Raw genomic sequence first — 22,255 nt, 5'->3', positions numbered from 1 at the left:
GATCGAGCGGTTCGCTTATGATGCTCCGTATCGCAGCCTCAACGATAAGGAGCACATAGTGTCGGAACTGAAAGAAACCCGCCTCGACGGCGGCGTCGTCTACGATGGTCACTTCCTGAAGGTCGAACGTGACCGCATCCGCCTGCCGGATGGCAAGGAAAGCCACCGCGAATTCATCCGCCATCCTGGCGCCGTTGTCATCCTGCCGTTGTTGCCCGATGGGCGCATCCTGCTGGAACGCCAGTTCCGCTACCCGAATGGCAAGGTCTTCATCGAATTCCCGGCCGGTAAAATCGACCCGGGCGAAGATCATCTCGACTGCGCCAAGCGCGAGCTGGTCGAGGAAACCGGCTACACGGCGGCCAAATGGCGCTTCGTCTGCACCATCCACAATGCCATCGCCTACTCGGACGAACACCTCGAGATCTTCCTGGCCGAAGACCTGACGCACGGCGAGCAACAGCTCGATGCCGGCGAATTCCTCGAACTGTTCAGTGTCACGCTGCCCGAACTGCTGGAGCTCGTCCGCCGTGGCGAGATCACCGACGTCAAGACGATCATCGGCACGTTCTGGCTCGAGAAGATCCTGGCTGGCGACTGGACGCCTGCCTGATCACGATGCAGCACCTGTTGTTGGCAGCACTGCTGTCGTTAGTGATCTCGGCGGCGTCGGCCCAGACCCGCACGCCGCTGCAGGCGCGCTGCGAAGACACGATCGGCGAAAGCATCTCGGTGCTGTCGACGCGCGAGCAGGGCTACCGCATCGACAACACGCGCTCGTATTACGACCTCACGCGCCTGATGCCCAGTGTGCGGCGCGGCTCGTGGGTGCTGGGCCTGACCCACACCGAAGCACGGGTGCGCATCAATGTCGGCGGCCGCATGCTGGCTGACCCGGCCACCGGCTACGAATGCGTGGCGCCGCGCATCGACGTCAGTCTCGATTACGCGCCCATCGTCGTGTATGTCAGCCGCGAGTTCCCGCCCGCGTCGTGCGCCTACCGCGAAGTGCTGGCCCACGAAATGCGTCACCTGACCACGTACCAGACCTTCATGCCGAAGGCCGAAGCGGCCGTGCGCGCACGGCTGGCGGGGCGCTTTGCCGGCAAGCCGCTGTACGCGCCCATCGGCCAGGCGCAGGCGTTGCTGCAGCGCGAGATCGACCGCAGCTGGATGCCTTATATCAAGGGCGAGATGGCCAGGGTCGAAGGGCTGCAGGCGGCCATCGACACGCCGCAGGAGTACGCCCGCCTGGGCAAGGTTTGTGCAGGTGAGGTACAGTCATTGCTGAGAACTGCACGCCGCAATGGATGACAACCAGCTGTTGATGACAATGAACGAACAACCCGACGCAAGCCGTCGCCACGTAGCCCTGATTCCGGCCGCCGGCGTCGGCGCACGCATGGCTGCCGGCAGCCCCAAGCAGTACCTCGCGATCGGCGCCAAGCCGATGCTGCGCCACACGGTCGACGCCTTTCTGTCCAGTCCGCTGATCGCCCACACCTACGTCGTTGTCAGTGCGGACGACCCGTTCATCGACGCCGTCCTGCCCGACGCCAACGATGACATGAGCCGCGTCACCGTGTTGCGCTGTGGCGGCGCGACGCGCATGGAATCGATCCGCAACGGCCTGCACGCCGTACGCGCCACGCTTGCCGATACCGACCACGTGCTGGTGCATGACGCCGCGCGCCCCGGCCTGAACGCGGCGCTGATCGAACGCCTGATCACCGGGACGGGCGACTATCCGGCCGGCGGCCTGCTGGCCCTGCCGGTGGTCGACACCGTCAAGCGGCGTAGCGATGGCGGCATCGCCACCGTGGACCGCGCCAACCTGTGGCTGGCCCAGACGCCGCAGATGTTCACCTACGCGCTGCTGTGCCGCGCGCTCGACGCGGCGACCGATCCTGCCGCCATCACCGACGACGCCAGCGCGGTCGAAGCCCTCGGCCTGGCTCCCAGGCTGGTGGAAGGGCACCCGCGCAACCTCAAAGTCACGCTGCCATCGGACATCCGCATCGCCGAGATGTACCTGGCCGCCGACGCCTCCATCTGACCAAGACAAGAACCCATCATCATGGCACTCGCATCCTACAATCCCACTCCACCGTTTCGTATCGGCACCGGCTACGACAACCATGCGCTCGTCGAAGGGCGCAAGCTCATCGTCGGCGGCGTGACGATCCCGCACCGCCTTGGTCTGCAAGGCCATTCGGATGCCGACGTGCTGCTGCATGCGATCATCGATTCGCTGCTGGGCGCGGCCGCGCTGGGTGACATCGGCAAGCACTTCCCGGACACCGACCCGATGTTCGCCGGCGCCGACTCGCGCACGCTGCTGCGCGAAGTGGCGAACCGCGTGCTGCACGCCGGCTACACGATCGGCAACATCGACGCGACCATCATCGCGCAGCAGCCGAAGATGGCGCCGCACATCCCGCTGATGGTCACCCGTATTGCCGAAGACCTGGGTGTGTCGCCGCAGCAGGTCAATATCAAGGCCAAGACCAACGAGAAGCTCGGCTACCTCGGGCGCGAAGAGGGCATGGCCGCGCAATCGACCGCATTGCTGATTCGCATGCCAGCCGACTAATCTGTCGACTGATCGTCGCCCAGGGCGGGGCGGCGGCTCTATAATTGCCAAATGACAAACTCCCCCGCCCACCTGTCGCCCCGCGCGGCCTGGACCCTGATCCTGGTTGCGAGCGCCGTCATGATGATCACGACGGGGACGCGCCTGACCAGCGGCCTGTTCCTGTCACCGCTCAACACGGCCACCGGCCTGGGTGTCGCCACGATCAGCTTCGTGATGGCGGTGGCGCAGCTGATGTGGGGCGTGGCGCAGCCGGTCTTTGGCGCTGTGGCCGACAAGTACGGCCCAGGCCGCGTCATCGCCCTGGGCGGCGTGATGCTGGCGGTCGGCACGGCGGCGACGCCGTTCGTCGGCTCCGAATGGGCGCTGTTGCTGACGATGGGCTTCCTGTCAGCGGCCGGGGCAGGGGCGGGCAGCTTCTCGATCCTGATCGGCGCCACGGCGCAGCGCCTGCCGCCCGAGCGCCGCGCGTTCGCGTCCGGTTTCATCAATGCCGGTGGCTCGTTCGGCCAGTTCGCGCTGGCGCCGCTGATGGGCGCGATCATCGCCGGCGCCGGCTGGATCGTCGCTATGCTGACGCTGGCGGGGACTGCTCTGCTTACCATTCCGCTGGCCTGGCCGCTGAGGCGCAAGCGCGCTGCTGTCACACCCGCATTGACGGCGGCCGCACCGGCAGCACCCACCATCGCCCTCGGCCAGCAACTGCGCCAGGCACTGCGCGACCGCAGCTACCTGTGCCTGCATGCGGGCTTCTTTACCTGCGGCTTTCACATCGCCTTTCTCGTCACGCACTTGCCGGGCGAAGTCGCCATGTGCGGTTTGCCGACGACGGTGTCGGCCACGGCGCTCGCGCTGATCGGCCTGTTCAACATCGCGGGCAGCCTGTCGGCCGGGATGCTGGCCTCGCGTTACCGCATGAAGTCGCTGCTGTTCTGGATCTACGCGAGCCGCGTCGTCATCGTCGCCGTGTATCTGCTGGCGCCCAAGACGGCGTGGACCTTTTATATGTTTGCCGGCGCGCTGGGCTTTACCTGGCTGGCGACGGTGCCGCCAACGGCAGGCCTGGTAGGCAAGCTGTTCGGCGTGCGCTACCTGGCCACGCTGTTCGGCATGACCCTGCTGTCGCACCAGATCGGCGGCTTCTTCGGCGCCTGGCTGGGCGGGCTGGCCGTCGTCCACACGGGTGACTACAGCTGGATGTGGTATGCCGACATGGCCCTGGCTGCAGCCGCCGCGCTGATCAATCTGCCGATCCGCGAGGCGCACGTGGTTCGCGCACCCGCGCTGGCGAAGGCGTAACGATGGCGCGCGATGCCTGGGCATACCGCGAGGTTGCGGTGGAATCCAGCCTGGACTGGCGTGGCCGGCCGTGCATTTCGCCCGTCTCGGGGCAGGCATTTTCGACGGGCATGCGCGTGCAGTGTTCGCGTCGCCTGCTCGATCTGGCGCAGTACCCGCTGGGCACGTGCTTTCTGCTGTCGGTGCGCATCAGCGACCGCCAGGGTGGCGCCCCGTTCCTGTATGCGTGGCATGGCGATCCGGTCGTGGTCTTGAGCAAGGCAGGGCGCAAGCGCTTCCTGCAGATGTACCGGCGGCTGCGCCTGTAGCTGCCCAGCATCGGGGTGAAACTGGTTATCATGAGAGATCGATAACGCATCAAGAACACTCAAAGGATCCCCATGACCACCAAGAAAATCGCCGTCCTCGTCGGCAGCCTGCGGAAGGAATCGTTCACCCGCCGCGTTGCCAACAGCCTCATCGACGTGGCACCGGACGGCTTTGAGCTGACGATTGTCGAACTGCGCGACCTGCCGCTGTACAACGAGGACGATGAAACCGCCACGCCACCGCCCGCGTTCACGGTGTTTCGCGAGGCGATTGGCGCTGCCGACGCCATCCTGTTCTGCACGCCCGAATACAATCGCTCGGTACCGGGTTCGCTCAAGAATGCCATCGACGTCGGCTCGCGCCCCTATGGCAAGGCGGCATTCGTCGACAAGCCATGCGCCGTGGTCAGCGTCTCGCCCGGCGTCCTGGGCGGCTTCGGCGCCAACCACCACCTGCGCCAGATGCTGCCGTTCCTGAACATGCCAACGATGCCGGCGCCGGAAGCGTATATCGGAGGCGTCGCTGCCAAATACGAAGGCGACCGGCTGATCGATGACAGCACGCGTGCCTTCTTCGAAAAATTCATGGCCGCCTTTGGCGCCTGGGTCACGCAGCACGCCCGATGAGCCGGGCGACCGACAACCAACCTGTCCCGACTGCGCCGCGCGATATGCCAACCCTGCTGGGGCGCCCGGCGGACGGCTGGCGTGCGCGCATGTTCGATGTCATCTTCGGCACCGACACGCCGGCCGGGCGCCGTTTCGACCTCGCGCTGGTGGCGATCATCCTGCTCAGCATCCTCACCGTGGTGCTCGACAGTGTGCCGGCCATCGGCCGGCGTTATGCGGCGCAGATGTCGGTGCTCGAATGGACGTTCACGATCTTCTTCACGCTCGAGTACATCGCGCGCCTGGTCTGCGTCCAGCGCCCGGTGCGCTATGCACGCAGCTTCTATGGCGTGATCGATCTGGTGTCGGTGCTGCCGACCTGGATTTCGCTGCTGGTGCCGGGCAGCCAGGTGTTTCTCGACGTGCGCATCCTGCGCCTGCTGCGCATCTTCCGCATCCTCAAGCTCACGCGTTATGTCGACGAGTACACGCGCCTCGGTGAGGCGCTGGTGGCCAGCAAGCGCAAGATCATGGTGTTCCTGTCGGTCGTGCTGATGCTGATCCTGATTCTCGGCACCGTGATGTACGTGGTCGAGGGCCCCGAGAGCGGCTTTACCAGCATCCCGATGGCGATGTACTGGGCCACGGTGACGATCACCACGGTCGGCTATGGCGACATCACGCCGCACACACATCTGGGCAAGGCAATCGCGTCGTTCATGATGCTGCTCGGCTGGGGCATCCTGGCGGTGCCGACGGGGATCGTCAGCGCCGAGATGACGTCGCAAAAGCTGGCGCGCCATGCGCCGCGCGGCGAACCACGCAGCTGCAGCAACTGCGGCAGCACGGGCCACGATCCGCGCGCGCAGTTCTGCAAGGATTGCGGCGCCGGCCTGGCCGCAGACCAGGCCTGACGACAGTGCCTCAGTCGAGCGTGATGTTCGCCTTCTTGATGACCTTGTTCCAGTAATCAAGCTCGCCCGTCACGAGGCTGGCGACGGCAGGGGGATTCAGGTAGTGGATCTCGACGCCCTGCGCATCGGCCTGTTTTTTCGCTTCCGGCGTGTCCAGCGCGCCCTTCACGCCATTGGTCAGTTGCGTGACGAGGGCAGGCGGCGTGCCCGCCGGCGCGAACAACCCCACCCAGGCTTCGAGCGTGAAGTCGGGGAAGCCCGCTTCGGCCGTCGTCGGTACCTGCGGCAGCATCGGATGACGCGTCTTGCCGGCGATGGCCAGCGCCTTCAGCTTGCCGGACTGGACATGCTGCATCACCGACGGCGGCGTCGTGATGAACACGTGCACGCGTCCCGACAGCACGTCCGCGACCGCTTGGCCGGAACCCTTGTACGGAACGTGCAGCATATTGGTGCCGGTCTGCTGCTTGAACAGCTCGGTCCCGATATGCGACAGCGAACCGTTGCCCTGCGATGCGTAACTGAATTTGCCGGGATTCTTTTTCAGGTAGGCCACCAGTTCGCCGAGCGTGCCCACCGGCAGGGACGGGTGCACGGCCACGACATTGGTCGCAGTGACCAGCAGCGCGACGGGCGTGAAATCCTTCGGCGCCCACGGCAGCTTTTTCATCAAGGATGGATTGGCTGTGTGATACGCCGAATACGACACCAGCAGCGTGGCGCCGTCCGGTGCCGAACGCGCCACCGTCTGGTAGGCAATATTCCCGCTGCCACCGGGCCGGTTGTCGACGACGACCGTGTGCTTGAGCAACTGCCCGAGCGGTTGCGCGACCACGCGCGCGGCCGTGTCGACGACGCCGCCGGGTGGATTGGGAACGATCAGCGTGATCGGCTTGGATGGCAGCGTCTGGGCAAGGGCTGCAGCTGAGGCAAGCAGCAGCATGCTGCCGGCAAGGGTGCGAAGCATCGTACGTCTCCTGTGAATGTGTATGTCATGACCCGCTCTCTGGGGCGGGCTTTGGGTGCAGCAAGGTACAAGCCAATGTACTGATTTCTCGCGCGCCCGGCATTCGTATTATCGGTCGTGCAGGTTTCGCATTCCGCGAAGCCTTCGCCATCCGCGAAACGGGAATTGCCGATTCAGGGATTCCCCGGTCACGCCTTTTCGGGCCACACTCGGTCCACCGGCAACGCCGCCGCAGAGCGCGCAGTGCCGGCAATCGAACGATCGCGATGGAGACGACAGATCATGGCAGATACGCTATACGATAAGTTGTGGTCACGGCACGAAGTGCACGTCGAGGACGACGGCACGACGCTGCTGTACGTCGACCGCCACTTGCTCAATGAAGTCATGAGCCCGCAGGCCTTCGAAGGCTTGCGCACGCACCGGCGCAAGGTATGGCGCATCGCGTCGAACCTGGCCGTGGCCGACCACAATATTCCCACCACCGACCGCGCGGCCGGCATCGACGATCCCGTCTCGCGCCTGCAGGTGGAAACGCTGACGAAAAATTGCGGCGAGTTCGGAATCGACGAAATCGGCATGACAGACCGGCGGCAAGGCATCGTGCACGTGATCGGTCCGGAGCAGGGCGTGACGTTGCCGGGCCTCTCCGTCGTCTGCGGCGACAGCCACACGAGCACCCACGGCGCGTTTGCCTGCCTGGCATTTGGCATCGGCACGTCCGAGGTCGAACATGTGCTGGCGACCCAGTGCCTGCTCGGCAAAAAGTCGAAGAACCTGTTGGTGCGCTACGACGGCGTGCTGCCGCCTGGCGTGACGGCCAAGGACATGGCGCTGGCGATGATCGGCAAGATCGGCACCGCAGGTGCGACAGGCTATGCGATCGAGTATGCCGGCGCGGCGGTCACCGCCTTGTCGATGGAAGGCCGCATGACCTTGTGCAATATGACCGTGGAGGCCGGCGCGCGCTGCGGCATGATCGCGGTGGACGAAAAAACCATCGCCTATCTGGATGGGCGCCCGGAAGCGCCGCGCGGCGCGCAATGGGAGCGGGCCGTCGCGTACTGGCGCACCCTCGCGAGCGACCCTGGCGCCGTGTTCGACGCGCTGGTGACGATCGACGTGGCCACGATCAAGCCGCAGGTAACGTGGGGCACATCGCCAGAGATGGTCACGACCGTCGACGGCATGGTGCCCGATCCCGCGCACGAGCCGGACCCGACCCGGCGCGCCGGCATTGTGCACGCGTTGTCGTATATGGGCCTGGCGCCCGGCACGCGCATCACCGACATCCATGTCGACGTCGTCTTCATCGGGTCGTGCACCAACTCGCGGATCGAGGATTTGCGCGCCGCAGCCGCCATCGTGCGCGGTCGGCAGGTCGCGCACAACGTGCAACTGGCCATGGTGGTGCCGGGCTCGGGGCTGGTCAAGCAGCAGGCCGAGGCCGAAGGGCTCGACGCGGTCTTCCGGCAAGCGGGCTTCGAATGGCGCGAGCCGGGCTGCTCGATGTGCCTGGGGATGAACGCCGACCAGCTGCGGCCAGGCCAGCGCGCGGCCTCGACCTCGAACCGCAATTTCGAAGGGCGCCAGGGCGCGGGCGGACGCACGCATCTGGTCAGTCCGGAAATGGCAGCGGCCGCTGCCGTCATGGGGCATTTCGTCGATATCCGGGAGTGGTGCTGATGGAGCAATTTACCGTACACGAAGGACTGGTCGTGCCGCTCGATCGCGGCAACGTCGATACCGATGCCATCGTCCCCAAGCAGTTTCTCAAATCGATCCGCCGCGCCGGCTTTGGCGTGAACCTGTTCGATGCCTGGCGCTATCTCGATACCGGCGAACCCGACCAGGACTGCAGCGGCCGGCCGCTGAACCCGGATTTCGTGCTGAACCAGCCGCGCTACCAGGGCGCCAGCATCCTGCTCGCGCGCGACAACTTCGGCTGCGGCAGTTCGCGCGAACATGCGCCGTGGGCGCTGGCCGACTTTGGCATTCGCGTCCTCATCGCGCCATCGTTTGCCGAGATTTTTTATAACAACTGCTTCAAGAACGGATTGCTGCCGATCGTGCTGGCGGACCACGAGGTCGATGCGCTGTTCACGGCATGCGACGCCGCGCCCGGGTTTTCGTTGAAGGTCGATCTGCCGGCGCAGGCCGTTACCTGGCCCGGCGCTGAACGCGTCAGCCGGTTCGAGGTGGACCCGGCCCGCAAGGATCGGCTGCTGCACGGCCTCGACGATATCGCGCTGACGATCGGCCACGCGGACAAGATCCGGGCCTATGAAGCATGGCGCAGGAAGGAAGAAGACTGGGTATTCTGAAGCTGCGCGCAACGCCGCCACGTGCTTGTGGCAAGATGCACGCTGTCTACCCTGTCGCCCATCCGAGGAGAGTGCTGTTGAACTACGCGCGTTTTGATCTGGTCACGCTCAACTTGTTCATCGAGATTGCGCGCACCGGCAGCATCACGCGCGGCGCCCAGCAATCCAATCTCGCCGTCGCTGCGGCGAGCAAGCGCGTATCGGACCTCGAAGCGCATCTGGGCACCCGGCTGCTGTACCGCCACGCCAATGGCGTCACGCTGACCGAGGCGGGCCGCTCGTGTTTCCAGCACGCGCTCGGCATCCTGCAGGATGTCGACAGGATGTCCGGCGACCTGTCCGACTTCGCTGCCGGTGGCCGGGGCCAGGTGCGCATCTGGGCCAACACCTCGGCAGTGACGCAGTTTCTGCCGGACGACCTGACGCGCTTTCGGCGCGAGCATCCGGGCATCCGCGTCAGCCTGGAAGAGCGCAACAGCGGCGACGTCGTGGCGGCGGTGCGCGAGAACCGCGCCGACATTGGCCTGTTTGCCGACCGCACCGCCGTGGGCGACATCGATGTCTTCGATTACCGCCAGGACCGGCTGGTATTGATCGTGTCGCTCGATCATCCGCTGGCCACGCACGACAGCGTGCGGCTGGCCGATGCGCTCGACTATGAATTCGTCAGCCTGTCCGAAGCGACGTCGCTGGCCGAACGCTTGCGCACCGAATGCAGCCGCCTTGAAAAGCCACTGAAGCTCAGTATCCAGGTGCGCAGCTTCGACGCCGTCTGCCGCATGGTGATGGTGGGCCTGGGCATCGGCGTGCTGCCGCGCCTGGCCGCCGAACCGCACGTGCGCTCGATGGGCCTGAAGCTGATCACGCTGACCGACGACTGGGCCGAGCGCACGCTGCTGCTCGCGCTGCGCAGTACGCTGGCGCTGCCGGCCCCGGTCAGGTTGCTGGCCAGTTGCCTGAGCGCCGATGCGGCCCGCGCGATCAACGGGCCCTGAGCGCACACCATTCCAACCCATTCAAGAAAAAACCAATCCATGTCGATCCATTTCTACGAACCCCGTCAAGGCCACGGGCTGCCCCATGATCCCTTCAATGCCATCGTCGGCCCACGGCCCATCGGCTGGATCTCGTCGCTGAGCGCATCCGGCGTGCGCAACCTGGCCCCGTACAGCTTCTTCAACGCCTTCAATTACGTGCCGCCGATCGTCGGGTTTGCCAGCATCGGCGCCAAGGACACGCTGCGCAATGTGCAGGAGACGGGCGAATTCGTGTGGAATCTTGCGACCCGCCCGCTGGCCGAGGCGATGAACGCGTCATGCGCCGCCGTCGGCCCCGAGGTCGACGAATTCGCGCTGGCCGGGCTGACGCCGGTATCGTCGCGCCTGGTGGCGGCGCCGCGCGTGGCCGAAAGCCCGGTGGCGTTCGAATGCAAGGTCACGCAGATCATCCAGCTGCAGCAGGCCAGCGGCGAGACGGTGCCGACCTGGCTCGTATTGGGCGAAGTGGTGGGCGTGCACATCGCCGCAGCGTCGCTCAAGGACGGCGTCTACGACACCGCCAACGCCGGCCATATCCTGCGCGCGGGCGGGCCAGCCGATTACTTTTCGGTCGGGCCCGAACAGCTGTTCCAGATGCACCGGCCGCGCTAGACGATCATCCGGTGCGCACCACGGTGGCGTGCAGCGCACCGGATTGGTGGGTTACGGCATGGCCGCGTGGTGGGCAAAGCGTGGTGCAGCGCGGCCCGGCAATGGTGCAGACGGGCGCGTCAGCGTGACCGCTGGCGGGGCAGCAGCGTCGCGTTCGAGCCAGTAGTTGAACTGGCCGAAGCTCGGCAAACCACCTGCATCCTGGCCCTGGAAGAAGTCGCCCAGCATCTGGCGGTACGCCGCGCGGCGCGAAAAGTCGTCGTGGCTGGCAGCGTAGCGCGCTGCAGCGGCGCGGAAGATCGCGCGCATCCGTTCGTCGGCATTGGTGCCGGTGGCCTCGCCCTTGCGCGGCCGGCCGCGCTTGATGCCGGCAGTGACGGCGCGCGTGCGCCCCGGTGCGCCCGAGTTGCCGTAGTCCGGCAGCAGCGCGTCCGGCGTCTGGCCCCGTTCCCAGTAGCGGCGCAGGTAGCGCAGGATGCTGGACTTCGAGATGCCATGGGTCGCAGCGTAGCCAGCGATCAGGATGGCGCGCTCGCGCGGCTGGTACAGCGCCTGGCGGTCGGTGTGCAGGGTGCGCACGGCCGACCAGGCCTTGGCCTGCAGGGCCAGGTAGCCTTGCGGTACCGGCTCTTGTGGCGGCGCGGCCGCGAACGGATCGACCAGCAGCCGGCGCGCTCCGCCACCGCGCAGCAGGTCCTCGAGGTCGTGCAAGGGTGTCGGCTCGGGCAGGGCCGAAGGGCTTGCCAGCCGGTAGGTCCAGGCCAGCGCCTGGGCGCGGTCGATCCACAGCACGCGGATCATATGGCCATGCATGCCCGTGTATTCGAGCACATCGTTTTGGGTCAACATCGACTTCTCCCGCAGTTCAGTGTGATTATGTATATGCAAGGATCGGGCCAGCGCGGTTGACCGCTGGCGCTCACCAAGGCGTACTCATATGGTGCACCCCGAACGTGCGGATGACGCTTACTGCCGCAACGCTGTGGCAGTCAGGGATTCGGTCGTCCGTGGCATGCGCGCTTGCCACGCCAGACCGAACAACGGCCGCATGAGCGGCACGCGCCGCACCATCTCGTACAGCGCGAAGCTGCCGCAGGCGGTCAGGATCATCAACAGCACCGCTTCGAGACCGGGCGCCAGTTGCAGCGGCTTGAAGGCGTGCGCCATCGTGACGATCAGCGTCTGGTGCGCGATGTAGACGGGGAACACGGCGTCGGTCAGGTAGCGCCGGGCCGGCCCGTCGCAGTTCAGGTGACAGCGGGCGAAACCGCAGGCCGCGATGATGGCGCTCCAGGCGCACAGCGCGTACACGAACCGCATGCCGGTGCGCCAGCGTTCGATGTCGTGCGGCGCCATGGTCTCATGCGACCCCAGCAGCCACAGCACGATTCCCGCCCAGGCCGCCAGGGCAAGACACAGCGCAGGCCAGCGCTGCGCCATCATCGTGGCCCAGATCCGTGGCGTGCGCGCCAGCAGTGCACCGAGCACGAAGACGGGCAGGTAGGTGGCATGGTTGTACCAGTCGTTTGTCAGCGAATGGTCTTGCGGAAAACGGTCGAGCAACAGGATGCGCACCAGGCCCAGAAACACGACCGGCAACACGATCAGGCGCCACCCGTCCAGCAGGGCGCCAACCCGGCGCGCAAGCGCGGCAACGCGCGGTTCGCCCAGCAGCGCCGCGCCGGCGGCAAGCACCATCGTGTAGCACCACAGGTACAGCACGAACCACAGGTGGTTCCAGGTGGGCAGCGACAGGCAATCTTCGCGGCAGAAGCCGTCGTAGCCGGCCAGGTACAGCCGCATGAACGCCAGGTAATCGCCCGTGTAGCCGAGTTTTTCAACCACTTCGAGATAGGGTTGCGGCGGCACGATCACGAGCATCCCGAACAGCATCGGCACCAGAAGGCGCAGGCTGCGCCGGCGCACGAAGATCTGCGGGCCCAGGCGCGCCAGCAGGAAATGCGAGGCAACCCCAGCCACGAAGAACAGCAGCGTCAGGCGCCAGGGCGACGACAGCAGCATGAAGGGTTCGGCCGCTTCGCTGGCGTGCGGACTCTTCACGTGCCAGTCCCAGCTCACGTAATACATACCCACGTGATAGGCGATCAGCACGAAAAACGCCAGGATGCGTACCCAGTCGAGAAAGTACAGGCGCTCGCTGGTGGCAGGAACAGATGGCTGCATGGTGTGTCCTCGGAGTTTGAAGACCCCAGCATCGCGCAGCCTCGCGTGGCGGCGCCAGCGCCATGGGGCGAACCGGACCTCAGGCGGGGCGAAGCGGATCGAGCAGGGCCGCCCGGTATTGCCGGCTGCATGGAACGACGGCGCCGCTATGCAGCACCAGCGTGCAATCGCCCCTGCTGTGCGGGACGATGCGGTTGACAGCGGTCAGCCGCACTGCCGCGCAACGATGGCAGCGCACGAACGCGGGGCCGAGCTGCCGGAGCAGCGTGCCGAGGGACTGGCGCAGCAGCGGCGCGCCGTCGCGGGTGTGCAGCGCGACGTAGTTGTCGGCCGTTTCGAGCCACTCGATATCGGCCACCTGCACGACGCGGGTGGCGCCACGCTCGGTTACCAGCAACTGGCGCGGTGGTGCTCCGGTGCTTGCCGGCGCGCGTGCCACTGTGGTCAGCCGGCTCTGCAGGCGATCCAGTGTGCGCCGCAGCCGCGCGCCATCGAACGGCTTGAGCAGATAATCGACCGCCTCGGCATCGAACGCGCGCAGTGCGTAGTCGTCATACGCCGTCACGAACACGACCAGTGGGGCCGGCGCCGGCAGCGAAGCGGCCACGTCGATGCCCGACAGTTCTGGCATCTCGATATCGAGCAGCAGTGCGTCGGGTGCGTCGCGCGCGACCAGCGTCAGTGCTTCGACGCCATCGGCTGCTTCCATCACCGACGTGACATCTGGTTCATGCGCGAGCATGCGGCGCAGGCGCTCGCGCGCCGGCCGTTCGTCGTCGACGATCAGGAGGCGCATGGCACCCTCAGTTCGGCGCGCACGCCGGCCGGCAGCAGCGCATGCAGGGCCAAGTTCGCGCGCTCGCCGTGCAACGCGGCCAGGCGGGTGCGCAGGTTGATTACCGTGATGCCCGGCGTGCCTGACGGTGCCAGCACGCCGCCATCGTCTTCGATGCACAAGCGCAGCGCGCCGTCCACAAGCCTGGCTTCGACCCGGATCGCCGTCGGTGCGCGCCGGTGCGCCACCGTGTGCTTGAACACGTTCTCGAGCAGTGGCTGCAGGCTGATCGCGGGCAGCAGCACTGGCAGGGCTGCCGGCTCGATGTCCCAGGCCAGCGTCACGCGCCCGTCGAAACGTTCCTGCATCACGGCGGCGTAGCCCTGGGCCAGACGCAATTCGTCACCCAGACTCGCCTGCGGTTTTTCACCCAGCGCCAGCGTCGCACGCAGTACGTCGGCCAGCCGCACCAGGGTCGCATCGGCGCGTGCCACATCGGTGTGCATCAGCGAGGAAATCGTATTGAGCGCATTGAACAGGAAGTGCGGCTGCATCTGGCGCGTCAGGCGCTCGAGCTGGGCTTCGCGCAGCAGGGCGCCGGCCTGCTCGGCGCGCACGCGCTCCTTCATCATTTCACGGTACGACAGCAGGCCGAAGCCGATCGTCGTGAACAGGCCGAAGAACAGCGAAATCTTGAGCGCCTCGTAGACGAACACCCCGGCCCAGGCCTCGTGTTCGTAACGCGTGCCGGCCAATGCATAGACGGCGTGGCGCAGCGCGAACACGACCGGCGTGAAGCCGAACCAGTACAGCGGCAGCCAGCGTGCCTGCTGGCCGAACCAGCGCCGGGGCGTGGCAACCAGCACGTCGTGCTGCGCGCTGAAGCGGCGCTGGATCACGAACAGACAGGTGGCCACCAGTGCCGATGACGTTTCCCACAAAACTGGCTGCCAGAGCGCGGCGCCCCCGTCGCGCCGGTAGTCTTCGACGGCGACGAGCACCATCAGCGTCCAGAACAGGAGCCAGGCGATACCGGCGACGAGCAGGGTGCGGCGTGAGGGCATGGGGCAGGCTGGAAGGAAGACGGTCGATCTTCCAGCATTCCCGGGCGCGTGTCAAAGCGGCATGCATGGTGACTGCCGCTGCGACGACATCGCATCACCCGAGGGCCAATTGCCGACCGTCAATTGGAGTTCATGCGACAATTCGGCCATGAGCGATCCAGTCCGACCTTCTTCCATTTCCTCCGACGATGGCGGCATGCGCGCGCTGGTGCGCCACCACGATTGGGCAGCCACCGCACTGGGTGACGTGGCCAGTTGGCCACCCGAATTGCGGGTCGCCGTCGACCTGATGCTCGACGCGCGGCACCTGGCGCTGGTCGGTTGGGGCACATCTGCATCGCCCGCCATGCCGGTGCTGTTCAATGATGCCTATGCCAGGCTGCTGGGGGCAGAGTACCGACAAGCGTTGGGCCAGCCGCTGTCCGGTATGCTCCCCGCGGCCTGGCCGCGCCTGGCGCCGCTGGTCGACAGTGCGCTTGCCGGCGCGCCGGCCTGGCTCGACGACGTGCTGCTGCTGCCCGCATCGACGCACACCCCTGGCACGCGCCACTTCAGCGCCGCCTTCTCGCCACTGCGCGAGGCCGCCGGCACCGTGCACGGTTTCTTCCATACGGCCTTCGAGATCGACGCTGGCGAGCACCACCGTGTCGAGGCGGCGCTGCAACGCCAGGCGCACGAGTCGGCCGAGGCCACCCGCCACCGCAGCGAATTCCTGGCCGTGCTGGCGCATGAGCTGCGCAACCCGATGGCGCCGATCCGCACTGGCCTGGAAATCATGCGCCTGCGCGCCGACAGTCCCGAAACGATCGAGCGCGTACGCGAAATGCTCGAGCGTCAGACGCGCCAGATGACGCACCTGATCGACGACCTGCTCGACGTCGCCCGCGTCACCAGCGGCAAGATCGATATCCGCAAGCAGCTGGTCGACCTGAACCGCGTGGTGGCAAGCGCGGTCGAGACCAGCACCCCGATGATCCAGGGCGCGCGGCACGTGCTCGATGTCGCCATGTGGGGCGAGCCGCTGCTGCTCGACATCGACCCGACCCGCGTCGCGCAGGTGATCAACAACCTGTTGACCAACGCGGCCAAGTACACGCCGCCCGGCGGCAGCATCCGCCTCACGGTGCACAAGGAACGCAGCGACGGCAGCCGCGGCGGGCAGGCCGTGGTATCGGTGACCGACAGCGGCGTGGGCATCCCGCCCGAGCACCAGGACACGATCTTCGAGATGTTCAACCAGGTCGGCCGCAACATGGGCCTGGCGCAGGGCGGGCTGGGCATTGGCCTGTCGCTGGTGCGCCAGCTGGTGGCGCTGCATGGCGGCAGCGTCAGCGCCGAGAGTCCCGGCGCCGGCCTTGGCAGCACGTTCACCGTGCGCCTGCCACTGGGCGCGCGCATGGCGGTGCCGGGCGAGGACACCGCGCGCCAGGACCGCCGCACGGCGCAGCGCCGCACTTACCGCATCCTGGTGGTGGACGACAATATCGACGCGGCCGAAAGCCTGTCGCTGCTGCTGCAACTGAACTCGCACGAGATCCGCACCGCGACCAACGGGCGCGATGCGTTGACCCTGGCCCGGGAGTTCGTGCCGGACGTCGCGTTCCTGGATATCGGCATGCCCGGCATGACGGGCTTCGAGCTGGCCACGCGCCTGCGGGCCATGCCAGAACTGGCACGGATGACCATCGTCGCCGTGACCGGCTGGGGTTCGGAAGAAGACCAGGCACGCTCGCGCGAGGCCGGGTTCGACCAGCACTTCACCAAGCCGATCGCGGCCGAGACGGTGAGCCGCCTGCTGGCGGCGCTGGACTGAGCGTCCTGAGCGCCCGCCTTATTCGGCGCCGTTGCCGCGGCGCTCGGCGTCGATCTCGCGCTTCATCGCGCCCACGCTGCCCATGTACTCGGCCACCGGCACATCGGGACTGGCGCGCAGCTCGGGCGGCAGCAGCACCGGCATGTACAGCTCGTCGGCGGTGCGGCCATTGCGCTGCATGTTCCCGGCCAGGATCAGCAGCGACACCAGGACCGCGATCCCGGCGCACGAAATGCGCAGACGCCGCCGGAACTGCGGCGTGACGGTGGCCAGGTGGAAGTAGATCATCAATGCCACCGTCACCACGACCGCGTGCGAGCCGTAGCCGGTCAGCCATTCGAGCGACCACGCATAGGCCACCACGCTGGCCAGCAGGCGCACGCCGACCAGCGCGGCCAGCCCGAAGCCGACAATGAACAGGTGCCGCCCGAGGCGCGCGCGGCGACCGAACAAGCGGTTGGAAAACGCCCACATGCCGCTCCAGGCCAGGCCCGCGCCCACGGCCAGCGCCGGGTACAGCGCGTAGCGTTCGGGGTCGGCGCCGGCGTCGAGCAGCCAGGCGACCAGCAGCGCAGTCAGCACGCACAGCACGATGCCGGCGCCGCCCGGCAGCATGCCTTCCCAGCCGTGCATCGTGCGGTCGACCAGTTCGGGCGGCACCGGGTGCGCGGCCGGGCGGATGCGCAGCGACGTGTGCCCCATGCGCACGACGGTGTCGCCGCCCAGCGTCAGTTCCTTGACGCGCCGGCCCTTGTGGTTGATGCCGTTCCTCGTATCGAGGTCGCGCATCAGCAATCCGTCGTCGGGACCCAACTCGACCAGCGCGTGGTGCGCCGCGGCGTAGTCGTCGTCGACGATGAAGTCGTTGTCATAGGCGCGGCCAAGGCGGATCGGCAGCGTGGTCACGCGGTGCCGGTGCAGCACCTCGCCATTGCGCGCCAGCGTCTCGATGGTCCAGGGGCCGCTCATTTGCGCACCGTGCGTCCGAATGCGCCGAGATAGGCGCGCGTGACGCGCATGCCGTTTTCGTACGACACACCCGAGACATCGAGCCGGCTTTGCAGGCTGGCCTGCGAGGCGTCGGTACTGGCCGTGAGCAGCGTGAAGTTGTACAGCCCTTCGAACTTGCGGTAGGCGCGCACGCAGGTCACGGCGCGCAGCGGCAGCGTGCGGGTGTGCACGAAGCGCTCGGTGCAGAATGGCTTGGTCAGGCGCGGATCGCCCGTGCTGCCCAGGTTATCGACCTGGAAGATATCGCTGGCCAGCGCGGCAAAGCGCATCGGGTCCATCGTCCCCGAACGGATGTAGCGGTGCGTCATCGACACGTTGCCGGTCTGCTGGACGTCCGAGACGAATACCGCCGACTGCATCACGCAGCTCATGGCGTCGACCGCGTACGCGGCGCCGCGCGAATTGGAGCGGCCCCAGCAACGTACCTGGCCGGACTCGCGCACCGGCACCAGATACGGTCCCATGCCCTTGAGCGTCAACGGTTCTTCAAGCAGGCGGTCGACCATGCCGCCCTGGTGCGCCAGCAGCTGCTTGCCGATGAGCGGATTGAAGTCGGGCGGCGGCGCGGCCTGCTCGGCCACCTTGCGCAGCAGCTCCTGCGCGTACATCACGGGCACCAGGAAGCTGACCGATTCGCCGTCGCGCCGGCGCGAGACGTTGATGCCGGCCACGGTGCCGCTGGCGGTCACGCTCGGGCCGCCGCTCATGCCCGAGTTGATCGGGCCGCTGAAGATCAGGCGGTCATAGAAGCTGCGCTTGAGCACGCCGTTGTAGGCGCCCTCGGAAATCGCGAACCCCAGGTCGAGCGGATTGCCCAGCGAGTACAGCGGCTGGCCCTGGCGCAGCTTCACTTTTTGCTCGGGCACCTTGAAGAAGCCGCTGCCATTGCGGTTGATGCGCACCACCGCCAGATCGTGCAGCACGTCCACCGCCAGCAGTTCGACCGGGCCGGTATTGCCATCGGTGTCGATGTATTCTGCCGTGTAGATGGCCGGGTCGAGCGCCATCTGCGAGACCACATGGTAATTGGTCAGCGCCAGATTGCTGGTGCCGACCAAAAAGCCCGAACCCACGGTGGACTGGGTGCGCCCGTTCTTGAGCAGCATGCGGATCTGCAGCAGGTCGCTGCGCGCCGATTCGTACAGGTCCTGCGCCGCCGACGATGGCTGGGGCAGGGCATCCTGCGTATCGACTTCGCCGGGAATCAGCTCGGTGGGCGTGGCGGCCGGCGGCGTGTCGACCGCGATCTGCGGGACTGGCGCGGCGACATGCGCGGCTGCCGGTGCAGCCAGTGAGGCGCGCGCGACGGCGCCGGCACCCGTCTGTGCAACCGCCGGCGGCGTGAAGATGGCGGGCGCTGCGACCAGCGCCAGGCCGGTCAGCAGGAGTGCGAACGAACGTGCAAGGGTGACCCGGTTCATGCGGTTGCCAGGGAACAGGTAGAAACCGCTATCTTGCCATCGCAGCGGCCGGACTTGCGCGCGTTAGCGCGCCATTGGCTAGGCAAACGGCGTGACCGCTGCCGGGGCTACCGGCTCGCCCTGCTCGACGGACGTCAGGGGCGCCATCATGTGGCCCAGCTTGGCCTCTTTGGTATTGAGGTAGCTGTTGTTGTGGGCGTTGCGGTTGACCAGCAGCGGCACGCGCTCGGTGACCGTGATCCCCAGGCGGGTGAGGGCGTCGATCTTGCGCGGGTTGTTGGTCATCAGGCGCACCGCCTTGATGCCGAACTGCGCCAGCATCGGCCGGCACAGTTCATAGTTGCGGGCGTCGGCGTGAAAGCCCAGTTGAAGATTGGCTTCGACGGTGTCGGCACCGGCTTCCTGCAGGCGGTAGGCGCGGATCTTGTTGAGCAGGCCAATGCCGCGGCCTTCCTGGCGCAGGTACAGCACGACGCCGCGGCCTTCTTCGGCGATGCGGCGCAGCGCCCCTTCGAGCTGGGCGCCGCAGTCGCAGCGCTGCGAGAACATCACGTCGCCGGTGAGGCATTCGGAATGCACGCGCGTCAGCACCGGTTCGCCGTTGCCCAGGTCGCCAAGTGCCATCGCCAGGTGCTCCTTGCCGGTGGCTGCCTCGACCCAGGCATGCAGCGTGAACTCGGCCCACGGCGTCGGCAGCGCGCACGAGGTCGCGTAGTCGAGCAGGGCTGGCGGAAGGTTGGCGGGAATGGCGGCGGCTTGCATGACGGTATTTCCAATCGATGACGATAGACTTGTAGGGCGCAAGTTTATCGGAAATCCGGCGTGGCCGTGCGGAATCACCCCGATGGCTGCTGCAACGCCACGACCTGCAGGGTTGTTCTGACAAGGCGCTCTCGCAACACATTTAAGCAACTTGGGTAAATCTCCCGGCTTTTCCTGTAATTATCGGTCGATTACCAAGTGTAGTATTGCCCTGAGCCATCATCTGCATGCTACGCTGGAACCATCGACACTCTGATGTTTTCCATGCCGAATTCCCCATCGTTCTGGCAGCGCCTGATCCCTCGCGGACTGGGCGCACGGCTTGCTCTCGCGTTTACGCTGATGAGCGGCGTTCTCACGCTGTTGCTGGTCGAAGTGGTCGAACGCTCGGCGACGGCGCAGGTCAAGAGCAGCATCGGCGGGGGGCTGGGCGAGATGGCGATGCAGACCGCCGACAAGCTCGATCGCGGCATGTATGAACGGTTCCGCGAAGTGCGCCTGATGGCGCGCCGCAACGATCTGATCTCGCCGGCGACCAGCCAGGCCGAGCGGCGCCGCATCCTGGCCGACATGCAGTCGACCTATGGCTATTACGAATGGATTGGCCTGGCTGACCTCGACGGCACCGTGCTGGTGGAGGCGCGCGGCCTGCTCGAAGGCAAGAACGTGTCCAAGCGGCCCTGGTTCAGCAACGCGCTGGCAGGCAAGTATGTCGGCGACGTGCACGAGGCGGTCCTGCTGGCCAAGCTGCTGCCGGTGCAGGAAGGCGAGCCGCGCCGTTTCGTCGACGTTGCTTTTCCTTACCTGGGCGCCGACGGCCAGCCGGCTGGCGTGATGGGCACGCACCTGTCATGGGAGTGGGCGCGTGAGGTCGAACGCTCGATCATCGCGCCGGTCCAGACCCGCAACAAGGTGCAGGCGCTGATCGTCAGTGCCGAAGGGGTCGTGCTGCTCGGGCCGCAGGACCTGCTCGACACCAACATCAAACTCGGCAGCCTGAGCGCGGCGCGCGAAGGCCATACCGGGTACGCGGTCGAGCACTGGCCGGATGGGCGCGACTACCTGGTCGGCTATGCGTCGACCAAGGCCGTGGGCGACTACACTGGCCTGGGCTGGCACGTGCTGGTACGTCAGGATCTCGACGATGCCTATGCGCCGGTGCGGCAGTTGCGCGCACGCGCCCTGTGGAGCGGTGGCGTGCTGGCGCTGCTGTTCTCGCTGGGTGGCTGGCTGCTGGCACGCCGCATCACGCGCCCGCTCGCGGCGCTGGCCAGTTCGGCCGACGGCCTGCGCCGCGGCGACACGCATGAACTGGTGCCGACCGGGAGCAGCTATACCGAAGTGCATCAGCTGTCGGGCGCGCTCAATGCGCTGGTGACGGCGCTGGTACAGCGCCGCGCCGACCTGCAGACCCTGAACGACACGCTGGAACAGCGGGTCGATCGCCGCACCCAGGAGCTGGAACGTGCGCTGGTTGCAGTGCGCGCCAGCGAGGGCCGCATCATCGCCATCGTCGAAGCGGCGCAGGATGCGTTCATCGCGGTCGACCTGCGCGGCATGATCGTGGACTGGAACCCGGCCGCCGAGCGCATGTTCGGCTGGACCCGCCACGAGGCCGTCAGTTGGCCGCTGGCGGAAATGATCCTGCCCGAACGCTACCGTGACAGCATCGGCAAGGCCTTGCAGTCGTTCCGCCACAACGGCCAGTTCATGCTCGCCCGCCGTATGGAGCGCACCGTGATCAACCGCCAGGGCTTCGAGTTCACGGTCGAGAGCACGGTGACGCTGGCCGGCGAGGGCGAAGACGCGTTCTTCTCGATCTTCCTGCACGATATTTCCGAGCGCAAGAAGGTCGAGCGCATGAAGAACGAATTCGTCTCGACCGTCTCGCACGAGCTGCGCACGCCGCTCACGTCGATCCACGCGTCGTTGTCGATGCTCGACGGTGGCATGGCGGGCAACCTGCCGCCAGACGTCGCCAGGCTGATTGCGATTGCCAGCCAGAGCTGCGATCGCCTGATGCGGATGGTGAACGACCTGCTCGACATCCAGAAGATCGAAGCGGGTCACATGGAATACCAGCGCACCGCCCAGTTGCTCGCGCCGCTGATCCGGCATGTGGCCGATGCGATGGAGGGGCAGGCGCGTCAGGCGGACGTCACGCTGCGCCTCGATATGCCGCAGGGCGCCGAGTGGGTCCAGTCCGAGATCGACCATGACCGCATGGTGCAGGTGCTGACCAACCTGGTGTCGAACGCAATCAAGTTTACGCCAGCCGGCAAGGCCATCACGCTGGGCCTGGCGCAGCGCCCGGGTTGGGCGCGCCTGAGCGTGACCGATGAAGGGCCCGGCATCCCGCCGCAATTCCAGAGCCGCGTGTTCGAACGGTTCGCGCAGGCCGACGCGGCCGACTCGCGCCAGCGCAGCGGCTCGGGCCTGGGCCTCTCCATCAGCAAGGCGATCGTCGAAGAGCACGGCGGCTCGATCGGGTTCGAGACCCGGGCCGGCGCAGGGACGCGGTTTACGGTGGAGTTGCCGTTGGCGTGACCCTGGTCAGCGCAA

Annotated in this window: 22 protein-coding genes; 14 read left to right on the top strand and 8 right to left on the bottom strand. The window is 66.7% G+C overall.

The features are described 5' to 3' along the window. Positions 1-55: 55 nt before the first annotated feature. The 8 genes from AC56LY_RS12370 to AC56LY_RS12335 all read left to right on the top strand — a co-directional run bounded on the left by AC56LY_RS12370 (position 56) and on the right by AC56LY_RS12335 (position 5,723). A complete protein-coding gene (locus AC56LY_RS12370) occupies positions 56-613 on the top strand; it encodes an NUDIX domain-containing protein (protein ID WP_332531169.1) in 558 nt (185 codons plus the stop codon). 5 nt (positions 614-618) lie between these two features. Beyond that, on the top strand, positions 619-1,314 hold the full coding sequence (locus AC56LY_RS12365; protein WP_499579834.1) for a hypothetical protein: 696 nt from the start codon (positions 619-621) through the stop codon (positions 1,312-1,314). Continuing rightward, positions 1,307-2,056, top strand: a complete 750-nt coding sequence (gene ispD, locus AC56LY_RS12360) for a 2-C-methyl-D-erythritol 4-phosphate cytidylyltransferase (protein WP_499579831.1) — start codon at positions 1,307-1,309, stop codon at positions 2,054-2,056. The genes AC56LY_RS12365 and ispD overlap by 8 nt, the downstream gene beginning before the upstream one ends. A 21-nt stretch (positions 2,057-2,077) precedes the next feature. Continuing rightward, positions 2,078-2,593 carry a 2-C-methyl-D-erythritol 2,4-cyclodiphosphate synthase gene (gene ispF, locus AC56LY_RS12355; protein WP_499579829.1) on the top strand — a complete coding sequence of 172 codons (516 nt, stop codon included), beginning with the start codon at positions 2,078-2,080 and terminating at the stop codon, positions 2,591-2,593. A gap of 51 nt (positions 2,594-2,644) precedes the next feature. Then, on the top strand, positions 2,645-3,892 hold the full coding sequence (locus AC56LY_RS12350) for an MFS transporter (protein ID WP_499579827.1): 1,248 nt from the start codon (positions 2,645-2,647) through the stop codon (positions 3,890-3,892). Between the two features lie 2 nt (positions 3,893-3,894). Further along, complete coding sequence (locus AC56LY_RS12345; RefSeq protein WP_499579825.1) at positions 3,895-4,200, top strand: hypothetical protein; 306 nt, start codon at positions 3,895-3,897, stop codon at positions 4,198-4,200. A gap of 72 nt (positions 4,201-4,272) precedes the next feature. Next, the gene (locus AC56LY_RS12340) at positions 4,273-4,827 is read left to right on the top strand and encodes an NADPH-dependent FMN reductase (RefSeq protein ID WP_499579823.1); all 555 of its coding nucleotides are present in this window, start codon (positions 4,273-4,275) and stop codon (positions 4,825-4,827) included. Next, positions 4,824-5,723 carry an ion transporter gene (locus tag AC56LY_RS12335; protein WP_499579821.1) on the top strand — a complete coding sequence of 300 codons (900 nt, stop codon included), beginning with the start codon at positions 4,824-4,826 and terminating at the stop codon, positions 5,721-5,723. Before AC56LY_RS12340 ends, AC56LY_RS12335 begins: the two co-directional genes overlap by 4 nt. Before the next feature lie 10 nt (positions 5,724-5,733). Here AC56LY_RS12335 and AC56LY_RS12330 read toward each other — a convergent pair whose 3' ends face one another. Continuing rightward, positions 5,734-6,690, bottom strand: a complete 957-nt coding sequence (locus AC56LY_RS12330) for a Bug family tripartite tricarboxylate transporter substrate binding protein (RefSeq protein WP_499579819.1) — start codon at positions 6,688-6,690, stop codon at positions 5,734-5,736. A gap of 282 nt (positions 6,691-6,972) precedes the next feature. On the opposite strand from AC56LY_RS12330, the gene leuC reads away from it, so the two are divergent. The 4 genes from leuC to AC56LY_RS12310 all read left to right on the top strand — a co-directional run bounded on the left by leuC (position 6,973) and on the right by AC56LY_RS12310 (position 10,663). Next, the gene (gene leuC / locus AC56LY_RS12325; RefSeq protein ID WP_499579817.1) at positions 6,973-8,376 is read left to right on the top strand and encodes a 3-isopropylmalate dehydratase large subunit; all 1,404 of its coding nucleotides are present in this window, start codon (positions 6,973-6,975) and stop codon (positions 8,374-8,376) included. Beyond that, positions 8,376-9,014, top strand: coding sequence for a 3-isopropylmalate dehydratase small subunit (gene leuD, locus AC56LY_RS12320; protein ID WP_499579815.1), 639 nt, complete (start codon positions 8,376-8,378; stop codon positions 9,012-9,014). Before leuC ends, leuD begins: the two co-directional genes overlap by 1 nt. Positions 9,015-9,091: 77 nt before the next feature. Then, a complete protein-coding gene (locus AC56LY_RS12315; RefSeq protein ID WP_499579812.1) occupies positions 9,092-10,009 on the top strand; it encodes a LysR substrate-binding domain-containing protein in 918 nt (305 codons plus the stop codon). Between the two features lie 39 nt (positions 10,010-10,048). Beyond that, positions 10,049-10,663, top strand: a complete 615-nt coding sequence (locus AC56LY_RS12310; RefSeq protein WP_499579808.1) for a flavin reductase family protein — start codon at positions 10,049-10,051, stop codon at positions 10,661-10,663. A 51-nt stretch (positions 10,664-10,714) separates the two neighbouring features. Here AC56LY_RS12310 and AC56LY_RS12305 read toward each other — a convergent pair whose 3' ends face one another. The 4 genes from AC56LY_RS12305 to AC56LY_RS12290 all read right to left on the bottom strand — a co-directional run bounded on the left by AC56LY_RS12305 (position 10,715) and on the right by AC56LY_RS12290 (position 14,686). Next, positions 10,715-11,512 (bottom strand): hypothetical protein, encoded by a 798-nt coding sequence (locus AC56LY_RS12305; RefSeq protein WP_499579805.1) that lies wholly within the window; start codon positions 11,510-11,512, stop codon positions 10,715-10,717. 117 nt (positions 11,513-11,629) lie between these two features. Beyond that, a complete protein-coding gene (locus tag AC56LY_RS12300; protein ID WP_499579801.1) occupies positions 11,630-12,847 on the bottom strand; it encodes an acyltransferase family protein in 1,218 nt (405 codons plus the stop codon). Between the two features lie 79 nt (positions 12,848-12,926). Then, the gene (locus AC56LY_RS12295) at positions 12,927-13,643 is read right to left on the bottom strand and encodes a LytR/AlgR family response regulator transcription factor (protein WP_499579799.1); all 717 of its coding nucleotides are present in this window, start codon (positions 13,641-13,643) and stop codon (positions 12,927-12,929) included. Next, entirely contained in the window at positions 13,631-14,686 is a 1,056-nt protein-coding gene (locus tag AC56LY_RS12290; RefSeq protein ID WP_499579796.1) for a sensor histidine kinase, read from the bottom strand. The genes AC56LY_RS12295 and AC56LY_RS12290 overlap by 13 nt, the downstream gene beginning before the upstream one ends. A 148-nt stretch (positions 14,687-14,834) precedes the next feature. On the opposite strand from AC56LY_RS12290, the gene AC56LY_RS12285 reads away from it, so the two are divergent. Further along, positions 14,835-16,499, top strand: coding sequence for a hybrid sensor histidine kinase/response regulator (locus tag AC56LY_RS12285; RefSeq protein WP_499579793.1), 1,665 nt, complete (start codon positions 14,835-14,837; stop codon positions 16,497-16,499). An 18-nt stretch (positions 16,500-16,517) separates the two neighbouring features. Here AC56LY_RS12285 and AC56LY_RS12280 read toward each other — a convergent pair whose 3' ends face one another. The 3 genes from AC56LY_RS12280 to ribA form a co-directional block, all read right to left on the bottom strand. Continuing rightward, the gene (locus AC56LY_RS12280; RefSeq protein WP_499579791.1) at positions 16,518-17,468 is read right to left on the bottom strand and encodes an FHA domain-containing protein; all 951 of its coding nucleotides are present in this window, start codon (positions 17,466-17,468) and stop codon (positions 16,518-16,520) included. Further along, positions 17,465-18,931 (bottom strand): S1 family peptidase, encoded by a 1,467-nt coding sequence (locus tag AC56LY_RS12275; protein ID WP_499579787.1) that lies wholly within the window; start codon positions 18,929-18,931, stop codon positions 17,465-17,467. The genes AC56LY_RS12280 and AC56LY_RS12275 overlap by 4 nt, the downstream gene beginning before the upstream one ends. A gap of 78 nt (positions 18,932-19,009) precedes the next feature. Then, the gene (gene ribA, locus AC56LY_RS12270) at positions 19,010-19,693 is read right to left on the bottom strand and encodes a GTP cyclohydrolase II (protein ID WP_499579785.1); all 684 of its coding nucleotides are present in this window, start codon (positions 19,691-19,693) and stop codon (positions 19,010-19,012) included. A 264-nt stretch (positions 19,694-19,957) separates the two neighbouring features. Between ribA and AC56LY_RS12265 the strand changes: the two genes are divergently transcribed. Beyond that, a complete protein-coding gene (locus AC56LY_RS12265; RefSeq protein WP_499579784.1) occupies positions 19,958-22,240 on the top strand; it encodes an ATP-binding protein in 2,283 nt (760 codons plus the stop codon). Positions 22,241-22,255 lie beyond the last annotated feature (15 nt).

Source organism: Telluria sp. ZT3P25 (assembly GCF_059685895.1).
Note: the sequence above shows the minus strand (reverse complement) of the source record. Positions and strands in the feature narration are given on the sequence as shown.